Origin of the sequence: Achromobacter ruhlandii (assembly GCF_002082135.1) — a bacterium.
In the GTDB taxonomy this organism is placed as follows: Bacteria; Pseudomonadota; Gammaproteobacteria; order Burkholderiales; family Burkholderiaceae_B; genus Achromobacter; species Achromobacter ruhlandii.
The window spans coordinates 5066805-5080783 of the sequence record NZ_CP017433.1 but is presented as its reverse complement, the minus strand read 5'-3'; the positions used below and the strand labels follow the sequence as shown (position 1 = coordinate 5080783).

Below are 13979 nucleotides of genomic sequence, written 5' to 3'. Positions count from 1 at the left end.
CGGTTCGTGCCTCCATAGAAATGACATCAAAGGAGTCATGCATGCAGATTCAATATAGATTTCGAGCTATCGACAAAGAGTTTCATGAACCATGGCAGAGAGCTTTGGGAAATGTGATCGAGCACGCCCTCAAGCCATTGCTCGACAAACACACTAAAGATTCAGCGCAACTTCAAATCGTCCTTGATCGCGACAAGATCAAGCGGCAATTTCTGGCCAGTGGCTATATGCACCTGCCCGGCAAAAAGATTGTCAGCGTTACTGCATCACATGACGAGCTGACGCCCCTCGCGCAGATGCTCGCACAGTCGTTGTTCCGTCAGGCCAAGAAGCATTTTGACCGGCTGCATGCTCAGGATCAAATCAAGCGCAAAGCACGACGCGAGCGCTTGCGCGAGCTCAAGGTGCGAATTGCTGCAAAACCCGCGTCAGCCGCCCATGAGGCCAAAGAGACCCGAATGCCTCTACTGTCGAAACTTGAGGCTGTCGCAAGGCGTGAGCTGGCTTATCTGCGGGCCGTCGGCGATTTACCGCGCGATTATCCGACGCTGCGCGACGTGGTGGATGAAGCGATTGTCCGAGCTGAGGTGGAATGGCAATCCGTGCCGGGGGAAAAAGAGGCTTACACCGGTCTTTTGAAGCATCTGTTCGCCGTCCTGGATAACGAAGTGGCAAGCAGCCGGCAATTTGGCGAATTCGTTTCTATGGACGCGCCGGTCGAAGCGGATGCCCAGGACGTGGCCGAGGCCATGGTGGAAGAGGAAATCTTCGAATTTTATCAGCCCGATGACACACTCAGGCTGGCCGATATTATCGCTGACAGTCAGCATCCCGATGCCGCAACGATCGCGGAACAGGAGGAGCTAGTTGATCGGTCGAGCGAGTTCGCTTTTGCATTCGACCTGCTGAAGGACATGCCGCGTTTGTGGCGGCGCGTTTTTCTGCTTCTCCGTGTGGACGGGCTGGATGCCAGCAGCGTCTCTGAAATCCTGCTGATTCCTAGTAAGGAAGATACTGTCCAAAGGTGGCTGATGCAGGCCGAAGCGTTTATCGCTGCTCATTTGGAAGAGGCCGGAGTAAGCAAAGACGGGAACGATTGGCTCCAAGGCGTTGATTGGTCGGCATTGTCTGTGACCCGAAGCGCGGCAGCCTCACTGTGGTCCAAGGAGGCGAACCATGAAGAATGATCTTCACCTCGTCTGTCCGCATTGCCAGTCCATCAACCGCGTACCGACTGCGAAGCTATCGGAACATCCCAACTGCGGCCGCTGCCAGCAGCCCTTGTTCACGGGCGAACCCATCGAGTTGACCACGGCGACGTTCTCGCGCCACGTGGAGCGCAGCGATTTGCCGCTGCTGGTCGATTTCTGGGCGCCCTGGTGCGGGCCGTGCAAGATGATGGCGCCGCAGTTTCAACAAGCCGCGCGCCAGCTCGAACCCAGGATCAGGCTGGCAAAGGTGAATACCGAGGCTGAGCCCCACCTGGCCGCGCAGTTCGGTATCCGCAGCATTCCGACGCTCGCCCTGTTCCAGGGTGGGCGGGAGATCGCCCGTCAGGCCGGCGCCATGGGCGCGCAGGACATCGTGCGCTGGGTATCGGCACAGCTTGGGCGCTGACCGATGCAGGGCCTGCTGGGCGTTACGCTGAGTCTGCTGGCGGCGTGCAGTCTGGCGGCCGTGGTGACGGCGGCGTTCAGAGTGCCCGCCTTGCTGGGTTACCTCGCCGCCGGCGCCTTACTGGGCCCCTCAGTCACCGGCGTGATCGCGCCGGGAGAAGCGCTTGATTTTCTGTCCGAGCTGGGAGTGGCGCTGCTGCTGTTCATGGTCGGACTGGAATTCTCCCTCGGGCACTTTTGGCTCACTCGCAAGACCGTACTGGTGGCTGGCAGTTTGCAGATGGTCGTTGTGGGCGCACCTCTGACCCTGATGCTGATGGGGTTGGGGCAGCCAGCTCAGAGCGCTGCGCTGCTCGGCGCTGCGGCGGCCATGTCTTCCACGGCGCTGGTCAGCCGGCAGTTGGCCGACCAGGGTGAACTCACCACACGCCATGGCCGCAGCGCCATCGCCGTGCTGGTCTTTCAGGATCTGGCCAGCGTGCCCCTGTTGGCCTTGCTGGCGATCTGGGCGCGCGGCGAGTCGCCGAAGGTCGAGAGCATGCTGCTCGAAGTGTTGGGCGTGCTGGTGTTGTTCGCAGCAGCGGCGGTTGCTTCGCGCCGTCTGTTGCATGGCCTGCTGGGCTGGGTGGCTCGCCAAGGTCATGAGGAAGCGTTCATGCTCGCCTCCCTGTGTGTGGTCGTGGCCGCGGCCGCCGCTGCGCACGCCGTCGGAGTATCCGCCGCCCTGGGAGCGTTTCTGGCCGGGATGGTGCTGGGCGAGAGCGACGTCCGGCACCACATGGAAAGCCACCTCAAACCGTTTCGCGATGTGTTGTCGGGGGTGTTCTTCGTGACCATCGGCCTGCAGTTGGACGGAGCGCAGATTCTTTCGGCACCACTGGCGGTGTTCGCGTGGCTGGCAGTGCTGGTACCGGTCAAGATCGGGCTCAACACCCTGGCCTTGCGGGCGACGCGCCTGTCCGCCCTCGATGCCTGGCGCACGGGCATAGCGTTGGGGCATGGCGGCGAGTTCGCCCTGCTGTTGTTGGGCATGGTCTTGCAGCAGCATCTGATTCCCGCGACCGTCGTACAACCCATGCTGGTCGCGCTGGTGCTCAGCATGGCCTTGGCACCGCTGCTGATCCGCCATCACGATGTACTTGCCCGGTTCTTGAGCCGCACCGGCGGCGTCATTCAGCCACCCCAGGCTGAAGAAGTTGAGATCACCGCGCAGACAGCGCGATTTCGAGACCACGTCATCATCTGCGGCGCGGGCGAGCTTGGCCTGACCGTCAGTGAGATTCTTCGCCACGCCGGCGTGGCGCATCTGCTGCTGGAAGCAGACGAGCAGAAGGTAGAGGCCGAGCGTGCCGCCGGCGTGCCGGTGTTCCATGGCGATGCGAGTCGGCCCGATACCCTGCTGGCTGCCGGGTTGGCGCAGGCGCGTCTGGTGGTGCTCACGTTCGCCCATGCCCAGCAAGTGCTGCGCATCGCCCAGGCGATTGCCGAGCGGCGTCCGGCGCTGACCTTGTGGGTGTCATGCAGAAGTACGACCGCGGCCGATGCATTTCGCGCCATGCCCAACGTGCGTGTGTACCAGCAATCCTTTGCCGCAGGCCTTGGGCTGGCGGAACAAGTGATGTCGTCGCTTGGCATGTCGGCCGAGCTCGTCGAACGAAACATCAGTGCGATGCGCCGCCGTCTCGACAGCGGCGATGTCGCAGGGAGTCCATCTGCATGAAGTCAACAGGCCGCAATCCATTTCAGGTCTTCCGTGACCAATGGGCCATCATGAGTTTATACGAGCGCTTCGAGCAGGTCGTCGCCCTCGTTCTGTCGGCGGTAATTGCCGTCATGATCGTGGTGTCGCTGTTCCAGCTCATCGCCATCGTCTTCACGCTGCTGGTCCTCGAAGCCTTCAATCCCCTGGATCACAAGGTATTCCAGAGTGTGTTCGGCATGATCATGACGCTCTTGATCGCGATGGAGTTCAAGCATTCCATTGTTCGCGTGGCGCTGCGTCGGGACAGCATCATCCAGGTCAAGACCGTGATCCTCATCGGTCTGATCGCGCTGGCGCGCAAGTTCGTGATCCTTGACCCCGAGGCGAGCCCCGCAAAGATAGCCGCGCTGGCAGGCGCCACGTTGGCTCTGGGTGCGACCTACTGGCTGCTGCGCAAGCGCGGCGACCCCGCCGCCGAGACCTCTGAGCATGACCCGTCATCATCCCAGTGATCCGCGCACGGCGCTGTTGCAACACCGCTGGCTCAACCGCCTGCAGACCGGGCTGTTGGTCCTGACCCTGGTCGGGATCGCAGCCGCAGCAGGGAGACTGCCGTTTGGGGAAGGCGGCCTGTGGCTCGCGCTGTTTGCCGTTGCAGGTGCGTTGCTGCTGGAACCGGTAGCCGCGTCGGCGCTGAGCTTGCGCCTGTACCGCGTACGGGCCTTGCACCCGCAAGAAGCCCACGAGATGTGGGCCCTGTTGCGCGAGCTGCCCGCCCGTGCCGGTTTGCCCGCCACGCCGGTGCCGCACTATGTGCCCAGTGCCGTCGTCAACGCCTTCGCCACCGGATCGAAGCAGGAGGCATCGATCGCCCTCACCGATGGCCTGCTGCGCAGCCTGAGCCCACGCGAGCTGGCGGGTGTGCTCGCGCACGAGATCGCGCACATCACCAATGAGGATATGCGCGTCATGAGGCTGGCGGATTCCGTCAGTCGCCTCACGAGCCTGCTGGCCCTCATGGGACAAATCGCGATCCTGCTCAACCTGCCCGCGCTGCTGGTTGGCGCGGCGGAGGTCTATTGGCCTGGTCTATTGTTATTGGCCGCATAGCCCCAGCTGGCCCTGCTCGCACAGCTCGGCTTGTCTCGCGTGCGTGAGTTCGACGCTGACCGCCTCGCGGCGGAACTGACGGGCGACCCGCAGGGGCTGGCGTCCGCGCTGGCGAAAATCGAGCGGGTCAGCCGCTCCTGGCGTGCCTGGCTGTGGCCGGGATGGGTCAATCCCGAGCCCTCCTGCTTGCGCACGCATCCGGCAACGCAAGAGCGTATCGCACGCCTGCTGACGTTGGCGCCTGGGCCAGCATCAGCGTTGCCATTCCACGCGCCCCATTTCTTGCCGGAATCCGCTGTGACGCCGCGCCCGCCGCGCTGGCACCCGAGCGGGCTGTGGCGCTGATTGCCTATAAACAGGAGACTTCTCATGGCCTACCCCGACCCGTACCCACGCTCCGCACCGGACCCCTTCATCCGGCGCTGGCTCTTCATCACCGCCTGTATTGCCACGCTCATGCTGCTGTGGCAGTTCCTGCCCGCCATCGAGGCCTGGTTCAGTCCGCGCGAGGCGGCAGATCGCACCGTGACGGCGCGTGGCGATCTGGCGGCGGACGAGAAAGCCACCATCGAACTGTTCGAAGAATCGCGCGCTTCGGTGGTCTACATCACCACCGCGCAGCTGGTGCGCGACGTTTGGACTCGCAATGTCTTTTCCATGCCGCGCGGCACCGGTTCGGGCTTTATCTGGGACGATGCCGGCCACGTCGTCACCAACTTCCACGTCATCCAGGGTGCTTCTGAAGCCACGGTCAAACTCGCCGATGGCCGCGACTACCAGGCCGCGCTGGTGGGGACGAGCCCAGCGCACGACATCGCCGTGCTCAAGATTGGCGTCGGTTTCAAGCGCCCGCCGGCCGTGCCGGTCGGCACCAGTGCCGACCTCAAGGTGGGTCAGAAGGTGTTCGCTATCGGCAACCCCTTCGGCCTGGACTGGACGCTCACCACCGGCATCGTCTCCGCGCTCGACCGCTCGTTACCCGGAGAAGCGGGCGGCCCGGCCATCGATCACCTGATCCAGACCGACGCCGCCATCAACCCTGGCAACTCCGGTGGTCCGATTACAACTACGACTACTACTACGAGAGCCCAACCGACAATTTCCTGCAGACCTACAACATGCGTGCGCGCGGCGAAATCACCCCCTACGCAGGCATCGTCTATGACCTGACGCCCGAACAATCGGTCTATGCGAGCTACACCGACATCTTCCAGCCGCAATCGTCCCAGGATCGCAACGGCAACGTCCTCGAGCCCATCGTGGGCAAGAACTACGAGATGGGCTGGAAGGGGGAATTCCTGAACCGACGACTGAACACCAGCGTGGCCATATACCGGTCGCAGAAAGACAATGTCGCGGAACTGGACGCGGGCTACACCGTGCCGGGAACGGACAACTCGGCCTATCGTGCGGCCAAAGGCGCCAGAACTACTGGCATCGATCTGGAAGTGGCCGGTGAACTCCTGCCGGGCTGGAACATGCATGCGGGCTTTAGCCATGCCAAGAGCGAAGATGCACAAGGTTCGCAGTTGCTGACTCAATTGCCGGTCAACACGCTGCGCCTGTGGACGACGTACCGGCTGGGCGGTGCCTGGAACGGGCTGACGGTAGGCGGTGGCGTCGACTGGACGTCGAAGACCTCGTTGTACTTCAGCCGCTATGACATCACGGTCCAGCAGGATGCGTACACGCTGGTGAATCTGATGGCGCGCTATCAGTTCAACAAGAAGCTGGCGGCAACATTGAACATCAACAACCTGTTCGACAAGACCTACTACCAGGGCATTGGCGGCAGCCATGGCCACTATGGCTCGCCACGGTATGCTGCCGTGACGCTGCGCTACGACTTTTGATTCACGGCAGCGGCCGAAGTTATCGCATCGGCCGACCAGCCTGCATCAGAGTGAACAGGAAAAGGCGCATTGACCCGCCCGATGCAACAGAGCCCCCCGCCGTGAAGCTAATGACGGAAATGGGTCGTTTACGGTCTGACAGTGCTTGTCATATCAAGTCTAGATTTATACAGCTAAAGTTTGATCAGAAGACGTTGTGCTTAAGAAGCAACCAAGTTAAAACGTCCTACCGGCTCCGTTATCGCGCAGCCAAGCTGCCGCGTGCTTCCAGCCAGGCAGCGCTTTGTCCACTTCACCCCAGAACTCTTTTGTATGGTTTCGGTGCTTGATGTGGGCGAGTTCGTGCACGACCAGATACTCGAGCAATCCCCCCATTGAGCCGCGCCGACTGGATCAGGCTCATGATGGCGGCCGCACGCTGCCCGCCGCGCAGCGAGCCTGCGAACAACCAGTTCGAGCGCCCGATCGCCCAGGGCCGGATCTGGTTCTCCACCCAGTTGTTGTCGATCGGTGCATCGCCATCATCAAGATAGCGCGTGAGCGCCTCCCAGCGCTTGAGGCTGTAGTCGATGGCGCGTGCGGTACCCGAGCCATCGGGCACGCGCTGGCGCTGCGCGATCAGCCATCGATGCAAGGTCTCGGCGATCGGCCTGGCGCGATCCTGACGTATCCGCCTGCGCTCGTCGGCAGGCAGGTCGGCTACGTCCCGCTCTACGCCGTAGAGCGCGCCGAACAGATCCAGTGCCTCTCCGGCGATCTGGCTCTGGTGGCTCGCATGCAGGTCATGGAACTTGCGCCTGGCGTGCGCCATGCAGCCAAGTTCCTTGATGCCGGCAGCGAAGCCGGCCTTGTAGCCCACATAATCGTCGGTCACCAGTTTGCCGCGCCAATCTTGCAGGAACGTGCGGCAGTGCTCACCGGCCCGGCTTGGCGCGAAGTCGTAGAGCACTGCACGCAGGCTGTCGAACGAGGTCGGTGTGTATGCCCACAAGTAGGCCCGGTGCGTCTTGCCCGCGCCCGGATTGAGCATCTGCACTGGCGTCTCGTCGGCATGCAGCACGGGTTTGCCCAGCACCTCGGCCTTGAGCGCATCGACCAGCGGCTGCAACCGCAGCCCGCATACGCCGACCCACTCGCCCAGCGTCGAGCGCGGCAGCGCCAGACCGGCGCGCGCAAAGATGCCTTCCTGGCGGTATAGCGGCAGGTGGTCGGCGAACTTGGCCACCAGCACCTGCGCCAGAAGTCCCGCCGTCGGGATGCCCTTGTCGATGACCTGCGCGGGGACCGGCGCCTGCGTGAGCGTCTCGCAGTGCTCGCACACCCATTTGCCGCGGATGTGACGTTCGACCGTAAAGACGCCCGGCAGGTAATCCAGCTTCTCGCTGACGTCCTCGCCGATGCGCTTCAAGCCGCAGCCGCAGCGGCACGTCGTGGACGCCGGTTCGTGATGGATGTCGGTGCGCGGCAGTTCGGGCGGCAACCGCATGCGGCGCGGCGCTTGCGGCGGCGCAGGCTTGGCGAATATCGCCTCGCGCAGCGCGTTGACTTCCTCTTCGATAGCCGCCATGTCGGCATCCATCGTTTCTTCCAGAAGGCTTGCCTGCGCAGGGTTCAGTTGCTCGCTGCGCTTGCCGTAACGCCAGCGCTTGTACAGCGCCAGCTCCTGCATGAGCTGGTCGATGTGCGTCTGTTTGAAGTGCAGTACGCGATCCCGCTCGGCAACCACCGCATCGTGCGCCGCTATCTGGGCGTCACGCGCGGCCACCTCGCCCATCAGGCGTTCGGCCAACGCGCGCAGTTGCTGTGCGTCGAGGTGATCCAGGGATGCGGTACTCATGGCCCACAGTATGCCGCAGGGCTCGCAGCGGCGATATTGGCGTCTTGCCGGATTGTCCGGCGCTACAACACCGAGATCGCGCCTGCCGCGCCCACATGCTGCCAAGGCAGGCCCAGCACCAGCGCCTGCCACTGCTCACTGTCGACCGCGACGTGGGGGCCGCGCAGCGCATCGGCCCACACGAACTTGCCGCGGTTCAGCCGGCGCGCGGCCAGCCACACGCCGATCCCGTCATGTACCAGCACCTTCATGCGGTTGGCGCGCCGGTTTGCGAAGCAATAGGCGTGGTGCGGACGGGCCGAACCGAACACGGCCACCACCCGGGCCAGTGCCGTCTCGGTGCCGGCGCGCATGTCCAGCGGCTCGGTGGCCAGCCAGATCGCATCGACACGGATCACCGCAGCCACTCGCGTAGCCACGCCACACATGCGCCCGCTTCACTCACGGGCCATTGCACCGTCGCTTGCGCGGGACCGCGCGACAAGCGAATCTCGATGTGACGGCCTGACGAGGGCACCGCAGGCAACGCGACCGGCACGAACGTCGGCGCTACAGGGGCCTGCCGTTCGGCCTGGCGAATCCACTTATGCACCAGGTTCGCGTTCACGCCGTGCGACAGCGCCACGCCGGCAATGGAGGTTTCTGGCTGGCTGCACTGGGCCACGATCTGGGCCTTCAGCGCCTTCGGATAAGACCGACGCTTAGGAACCGGCGCTAATTCTGTCTTCGACATGGTGTCCACCTAAAAGTGGTGGACACTATCGAGGACAACGCACGCGCTCAATATGTGTTCGCCGGGCGCTTACGGATGACGGTAACCAGGAGCCAGCTTTGCGTTCTCGACGCCATAGAGTGCTAGCGGATCGCTGAGCCACAAGTGGTACTGCTCTTCTTGGAGGCTGTAATCGGGTGAGCAGTCCACACTCCAGCGCAGCAGCATGTAGCCTGCGACGGCAGCACGAACGCGCATCCGGATCGAACCATTCTTCATGGCGTAATCCATTCGAATGATTTCAGGACGATTTAGGCGTGGGTGCGGGACGAATTCCAGCTCAACGATTCGTGTCCACTGGATGTCATTGTCGGACCGCTCATTGGTCTTCGGCTCCTCGTCGAGCAAGACAGGCGCCTCTATTCGCGTAATGACGAAGTCGCGGAACTCTCCGCTCTTTCGATCGAATGCCCTCACGTGCCAGCGCAGTCCGGTGTCAACCAAGGCAAACGGTACGATTACTCGCTCAGACTCCCCGCTGCTCATTGAGTGGTAACGAATGGTCACTGGTCGCTTAGCGTGAATGGCTCGGCAAATAGGGGCCAGCACATCCATCCGGGGGCTAGTCAGCACCGAGGGGGATTCGCAAGGCAGTAGCGGTTGAGAGTCACCATTCACCCCATCACCGAAGCCCAAGGCAAGTGCCGACAAAACGCGCGGCGAGGCATGCTCGAAAACTGGAGTGAAGCTTCTGCCAATACGGTAGATTTTGCCGCTGCCATCGAACTCTATGTTTTTCGGGGCGATCTCTCTATACAAGGCGAGGTCTCTTGTTGCTCCCGCAGGAGCAATCTCGAACCGGCTGACGAGGTCCGGACGGCCGATCTCACCGAAGAAGTAGAGTCGGAAATCAATGTAGGCCAGCCGTTCACGCTGAGCATGGCTCAGGTCGTCGACACTTTGGGAACGCAAAGCTAGTGTCCCCTTAGCCACGAGAACGGGTGAAACGGCCAGAGAAGTACGCTTTTCTTATCATTCTTAGCCTGATATTATAATCAAAATGATTATATTTTGAGGCTGTTTTTGTAGAAAAGCAAGGTTTAGCGACCATGCGGCAGCTTGTGATACACCGCGGTGTCCCTAGTGAACCATGGACAGCTGGCACCCAGGCGGCCAGCGGCCGCAGCAGCCTCCTGATGTTGGCCCCTGTACCTCGCCAGGGTTCGTCGGTGCAACGCCCGCACCACCTCGGCCCTGGGTGCAGAAACCGAGCATCCGCGCCCAATGAACTCCTCAACCCCAAATCGGGCGCAATGCCTCGGGTTGCTGGACGCCTCATCGCTGGCGCAGCATCTCAAGCTTGAGAGGCTCCATCGAATGAGTGGCTATACAGGCTACAGAGGTCTACCACGTCTATGGCTGTGTATATACACATCAAATCTCCTAGCAATTTAATGGCGTTTTTGGATGTCTGTCAGCCCAGCATGCTGTGGAGTACAAGTTTTGGTGCTGCGGAGTACAAGTCGCCGTGCTGTGGAGTACAAGTTGTAATGCTGTGGCGTACAAGTGGCTTGGGCAGCGGCTCCCTCGGAGCCTCCCTCTGAAATCGATGTTCGGAACTAACCTGAGTTGACTGACTCGGTCATGGACGCCCTGTTGTGTATATACACATCAAATCCCATTCTCCTACCGAGTTCCATATGAGCAGCACCGAGCCAACCAAGAAGAACGCATCTCGCCATTCCCCCACCACAGTCCAATTCGTTGCCCGGGTTCCTCGGGATTTGCATAGCAGCTTTCATGGCACGTGCCATCAGCTTGGCTTTAACGCATCGGAGGTTCTGCGCTCCCTAATGGAGAGCTTTGTGCGTATGAACCAGGCTGAGGTCAAGAATGGCTGAACTGACGAACCTCTCCCGCGCCGATAAGCTTCGAGCCCTTGCTGAAGCCACTGCACGCGCCGCCCGGAAGGCGGCCCCTGATGCGCGCGAAGAATTGCTTGAAGCCTCGAACACGCTATCTTCCCTTGCTCACTCCAGTGAGCTGCGGATCAAGAAGCAAGAAGAGCCCGTCAAGATACTGCCGTCGAACGCTACCCGGGACGAACTCACTTCGTCGCGAAGCCGGCAGGCGACCAGACGCGGCGCAGAAACCTACCTACCAACGCTCTCCGATGTGGCGCAAGTGCTGCCAAATGCTTTATTGCGCTGTGCCCTGTTCTCCAGCAGTCGCAAAGTGCCGACGCTGAACGACCAGGTGCTATCCGGCGATACATCCCTGCTGGTCGTCAACAAGACCATCGCGTCATTCAACAACGTCACCGTGACACTGAATGGCTACGAGCTTTGCCAGTTCGACCGTATCGTCTATGCGACCTGCCTGGACTACTACCGCGAGCGTCCGCTTTCTCCTGAGACGGAGAACAAGCATGTCGGGACTACCTTCTACGAGTTCGCTAAGCGGATGGGCCGCTCGTACAGCGTGAGACTGCATCGCTCAATCCGTGCAAGCTTGCTGCGGCTGAGTTTTGCCCAGCTTCGAATCCGGCGAGATCGTCTAAATCTCGAGGTGCCAAAATTCCTCTCGGTTTCATTTGAAGACAGCGAGCAAGGTGATGGGGCGCCGGCAACCGCCGGCGCTCCCCTGGGCAGCGATCGACTCTGGCTGCGGGTCAGTGAATCTGTTGCTGAGCTATTTGGGCCGGGAGCCTGGACGGCGCTGGAACGAAAGGCGCTGGATTACAGCGGGCTCCAGGGGTGGCTGGCAAGTTTCTATGCAACCCACCAAGGTCCGCTGTGGCTCAGCGTGAAAAAGCTCCATGAAATGTCCGGCTATGAATCCCGATTCAGCAACTTCCGAAAGGGATTGTGCGACGCGCTCGACAAATTAAAGGCCGACGACACACCTCTTTCGTGCCGTATTGCAGAGTATCGCTTCTCTCATGACGGAGTGAGAATCCAGGTCCATCGGGTGAGCTGGAAAGGGGAGTGAGAGCCCGAGTCTAGGTGCTGGAGTGATGCTAAAGCTCAATGTTCTGATCATGGTCGGGCTAATTTGCCTATACGGGAGGCGAAGTTTTTTGCTGAGCCACCTTCGCCCGATGATTACCTGAGATTTGTGCCCCTTTTCAGCTGAAAGGTGAAAACCTGTGAAAGGGAAAAAGCCAAACAAATCAGTTAATTACAAAGTCGTCAGGTATTTCACTCCGTCGTCTATAACTGCTTCGCAGACGACAGAAAACCAAGGTGGTTCGGCTAGAAAAAGATTTATGAGCCAACCATTGACCTATCAAGCTCTTCTTGACAACCTGAATCGTCAAGTCGAGATCCAAACCATCAACACCCAGACCGCAGCAAACCGCGCGACGGTACTGCGAAGCTTTCTACGGGCCAATCGCTTGAACATGGATGATGTTATCGGCAGCGAGATGCGCGTTAACCACATCGAGGCCTTGGAGCGCTTCTTCAACTATCTTGCAGACGAAGGCAAGTCGAATCGAGATATTTCCAACTATCGCTCAATGATGCGACGCTGGAAGGAAGCCGTTGTTGAGCTGGATACTACAGAGGCCCTCAACGCTGGCAGTCAGACGCCATTCCAAGAGACTCTCCGAAGCGTCATTGCAGACTTGCCCGTCGCCCTCGTAGCAAGACGAGCAGGCATCCCAAAAGACATGCTCTGGGGATGGCTGCGAGGAAAGATTCCTCGCGCCGGCAGCGCTCGCTACCTCCTGCGGCTAGAAAACTTTTTCGGCCTGGAGAGAAATCTGCTGGTGAACCTTTCCGGGATGCGTCCTTACGGCTTCAAGCAAACTGTCGGTGGTACGCCAGCTCCTGTGCCGTTCAATCAAAAGATTGTGGAGCTCACTAAGTTGCAGTTCTGCGTAAAGCCTGATGAGAGTTCCTTATTGCGGGAGCAGTGGAATGAGTTCCTCCGGTATAAGACTTCAGCCGCTCCAAGCTATAAACGCAGCCGCATGGCCAAGTGGCGGTTTTCTCCTTGCCCCATCACACCGCTAAGGCCATCGAGTTGGTTTGAGTTCCTGGATGGTCGAGAGGTCGCGTCAGCGAGAATCAATTGGTACAAAATGGCGTCGTACCTCGGCTGGCTTGGGCTCGACAAAAACGAAGGCGGGCTAGGTATGGCTAAAGAAGTGAGCGAAACAATGGCTTGGTTAGCAGTGCCAGACCATATCGAGCAATACATAGAGTGGCACCGCAAACGGGTGGGAGCACTGAACCGCGGAGTGCTGCAGTTCTTTGGGTTCATTGGGTCGGTTGTGCGCCCTGAGGTCGGTTATTTGCGCCAGCGCCCCGAGTTCCTGAAAACACTCCCGCCGGAGTACGGGAGTTATGACTGGGATGCGTTGTGCCAGCGTCAGTTTGAATTGCTCGATCAATTGACTCAGTCCTACAAGGATGAGATTGTCGCCTCCAGAACCTCCATGGAACCTTTGAAGCACATTTTGCAAGCTCCGCAGCCCATGGACGCCATGGCCGATATGATCCAGCGGATTCGCGCTGATCGTCCTGTTGGCCAGCCTCGTAGAGAGGCTTTTTGGGCCCGTGACTTGATGTTGCTGAGGATGCTGATAAGCAACCCGTTGCGGTTTCGTATGCTCGCAAGCTTGACTTGGAGGGCCGATAACACCGGCGAGCTGTACCAGCGTCCCGACAAGTCATGGTGGATTCACATCTCAAGGGCGAAGTTCAAGAACGTGAAAGGTGCTGCGGGTGATGGAGATTATGACAGCCAGATTCATCCGTCCGCTTGGCGAGATATTGAACGCTATCTGTTCATTTTCCGGCCCAAGCTATTGCGCGAACCGACGGACCTGGTTTTCTTGACGATGCCTTCCCATGGCGTTACGGAGCATAGGCCATGGGAGGGATTGAGCCAGCATGTGGCCAGGCTCACGGAGCGTTACCTTGTGCGCTGCGTTGGTATCCGTGCACACGCCTTTCGGCATATCGTCGCAACATCGATCCTGAAAGCGAACGGGGGTGATTACAAGACAGCAGCGCTGGTGCTCAATGATCGCCCTGTAACGGTGGAGCGCCACTATGCATGGCTGCGCTCAAATGACGGTAGTGAGCGCATGGCTGAGTTGCTGGATAGCTCTTTCAAGCGGATGTAGGAGCGTTCATTA

General features: G+C 60.2%; 11 protein-coding genes and 3 pseudogenes. 9 read left to right on the top strand and 5 right to left on the bottom strand.

All coding sequences use genetic code 11. The annotated features are described in order from the left end of the window. The first annotated feature begins 41 nt into the window (after positions 1-41). The 7 genes and pseudogenes from AruCF_RS22995 (at position 42) to AruCF_RS22965 (ending at position 6281) form a co-directional block, all read left to right on the top strand. Positions 42-1187: an RNA polymerase sigma factor gene (locus tag AruCF_RS22995; RefSeq protein ID WP_049076437.1), complete on the top strand. Its 1146-nt coding sequence runs from the start codon at positions 42-44 to the stop codon at positions 1185-1187. Further along, a complete protein-coding gene (gene trx-GI / locus AruCF_RS22990; protein WP_049076434.1) occupies positions 1177-1617 on the top strand; it encodes a heat resistance system thioredoxin Trx-GI in 441 nt (146 codons plus the stop codon). The genes AruCF_RS22995 and trx-GI overlap by 11 nt, the downstream gene beginning before the upstream one ends. Before the next feature lie 3 nt (positions 1618-1620). Further along, entirely contained in the window at positions 1621-3336 is a 1716-nt protein-coding gene (kefB-GI, locus tag AruCF_RS22985; protein WP_049076433.1) for a heat resistance system K+/H+ antiporter KefB-GI, read from the top strand. Beyond that, positions 3333-3830, top strand: a complete 498-nt coding sequence (gene psiE-GI, locus AruCF_RS22980) for a heat resistance protein PsiE-GI (RefSeq protein ID WP_049076431.1) — start codon at positions 3333-3335, stop codon at positions 3828-3830. The genes kefB-GI and psiE-GI overlap by 4 nt, the downstream gene beginning before the upstream one ends. Then, positions 3808-4773 (top strand): annotated as a pseudogene (locus AruCF_RS22975) (zinc metalloprotease HtpX). The gene psiE-GI and the pseudogene AruCF_RS22975 overlap by 23 nt, the downstream one beginning before the upstream one ends. 24 nt (positions 4774-4797) lie before the next feature. Then, positions 4798-5490 (top strand): annotated as a pseudogene (locus tag AruCF_RS22970) (S1C family serine protease); the annotation flags it as partial. A 41-nt stretch (positions 5491-5531) separates the two neighbouring features. Further along, positions 5532-6281: a TonB-dependent siderophore receptor gene (locus tag AruCF_RS22965; RefSeq protein ID WP_235432835.1), complete on the top strand. Its 750-nt coding sequence runs from the start codon at positions 5532-5534 to the stop codon at positions 6279-6281. A 216-nt stretch (positions 6282-6497) separates the two neighbouring features. Here the strand turns inward: AruCF_RS22965 and AruCF_RS30200 are convergent, their stop codons facing one another. The 5 genes and pseudogenes from AruCF_RS30200 to AruCF_RS22940 form a co-directional block, all read right to left on the bottom strand. Further along, positions 6498-6656, bottom strand: coding sequence for a M48 metallopeptidase family protein (locus AruCF_RS30200; protein ID WP_080977502.1), 159 nt, complete (start codon positions 6654-6656; stop codon positions 6498-6500). Next, a pseudogene (gene tnpC / locus AruCF_RS22955) lies at positions 6652-8118 on the bottom strand (IS66 family transposase); the annotation flags it as partial. The pseudogene tnpC and the gene AruCF_RS30200, both read right to left, overlap by 5 nt. A 62-nt stretch (positions 8119-8180) precedes the next feature. After that, on the bottom strand, positions 8181-8525 hold the full coding sequence (gene tnpB / locus AruCF_RS22950) for an IS66 family insertion sequence element accessory protein TnpB (RefSeq protein ID WP_158324582.1): 345 nt from the start codon (positions 8523-8525) through the stop codon (positions 8181-8183). Beyond that, positions 8513-8851 carry an IS66-like element accessory protein TnpA gene (gene tnpA, locus AruCF_RS22945; RefSeq protein WP_080977500.1) on the bottom strand — a complete coding sequence of 113 codons (339 nt, stop codon included), beginning with the start codon at positions 8849-8851 and terminating at the stop codon, positions 8513-8515. The genes tnpB and tnpA overlap by 13 nt, the downstream gene beginning before the upstream one ends. A gap of 69 nt (positions 8852-8920) precedes the next feature. Continuing rightward, positions 8921-9802, bottom strand: a complete 882-nt coding sequence (locus AruCF_RS22940) for a helix-turn-helix transcriptional regulator (RefSeq protein WP_144419169.1) — start codon at positions 9800-9802, stop codon at positions 8921-8923. A gap of 921 nt (positions 9803-10723) precedes the next feature. Between AruCF_RS22940 and trfA the strand changes: the two genes are divergently transcribed. Both trfA and AruCF_RS30015 read left to right on the top strand, forming a co-directional pair. After that, the gene (gene trfA / locus AruCF_RS22935) at positions 10724-11821 is read left to right on the top strand and encodes a plasmid replication initiator TrfA (RefSeq protein ID WP_049076427.1); all 1098 of its coding nucleotides are present in this window, start codon (positions 10724-10726) and stop codon (positions 11819-11821) included. Positions 11822-12098: 277 nt separating this feature from the next. Further along, complete coding sequence (locus tag AruCF_RS30015) at positions 12099-13967, top strand: site-specific integrase (RefSeq protein ID WP_235432705.1); 1869 nt, start codon at positions 12099-12101, stop codon at positions 13965-13967. The last annotated feature ends 12 nt before the right edge of the window (positions 13968-13979 follow it).

Bases quoted from the DNA above. Each gene is read 5' to 3' on its own strand.
- AruCF_RS22995 (WP_049076437.1), top strand. From the start codon at position 42: ATGCAGATTCAATATAGATTTCGAGCTATCGACAAAGAGTTTCATGAA.
- trx-GI (WP_049076434.1), top strand. From the start codon at position 1,177: ATGAAGAATGATCTTCACCTCGTCTGTCCGCATTGCCAGTCCATCAAC.
- kefB-GI (WP_049076433.1), top strand. From the start codon at position 1,621: ATGCAGGGCCTGCTGGGCGTTACGCTGAGTCTGCTGGCGGCGTGCAGT.
- psiE-GI (WP_049076431.1), top strand. From the start codon at position 3,333: ATGAAGTCAACAGGCCGCAATCCATTTCAGGTCTTCCGTGACCAATGG.
- AruCF_RS30200 (WP_080977502.1), bottom strand. From the start codon at position 6,656: ATGGGGGGATTGCTCGAGTATCTGGTCGTGCACGAACTCGCCCACATC.
- tnpA (WP_080977500.1), bottom strand. From the start codon at position 8,851: ATGTCGAAGACAGAATTAGCGCCGGTTCCTAAGCGTCGGTCTTATCCG.
- trfA (WP_049076427.1), top strand. From the start codon at position 10,724: ATGGCTGAACTGACGAACCTCTCCCGCGCCGATAAGCTTCGAGCCCTT.
- AruCF_RS30015 (WP_235432705.1), top strand. From the start codon at position 12,099: ATGAGCCAACCATTGACCTATCAAGCTCTTCTTGACAACCTGAATCGT.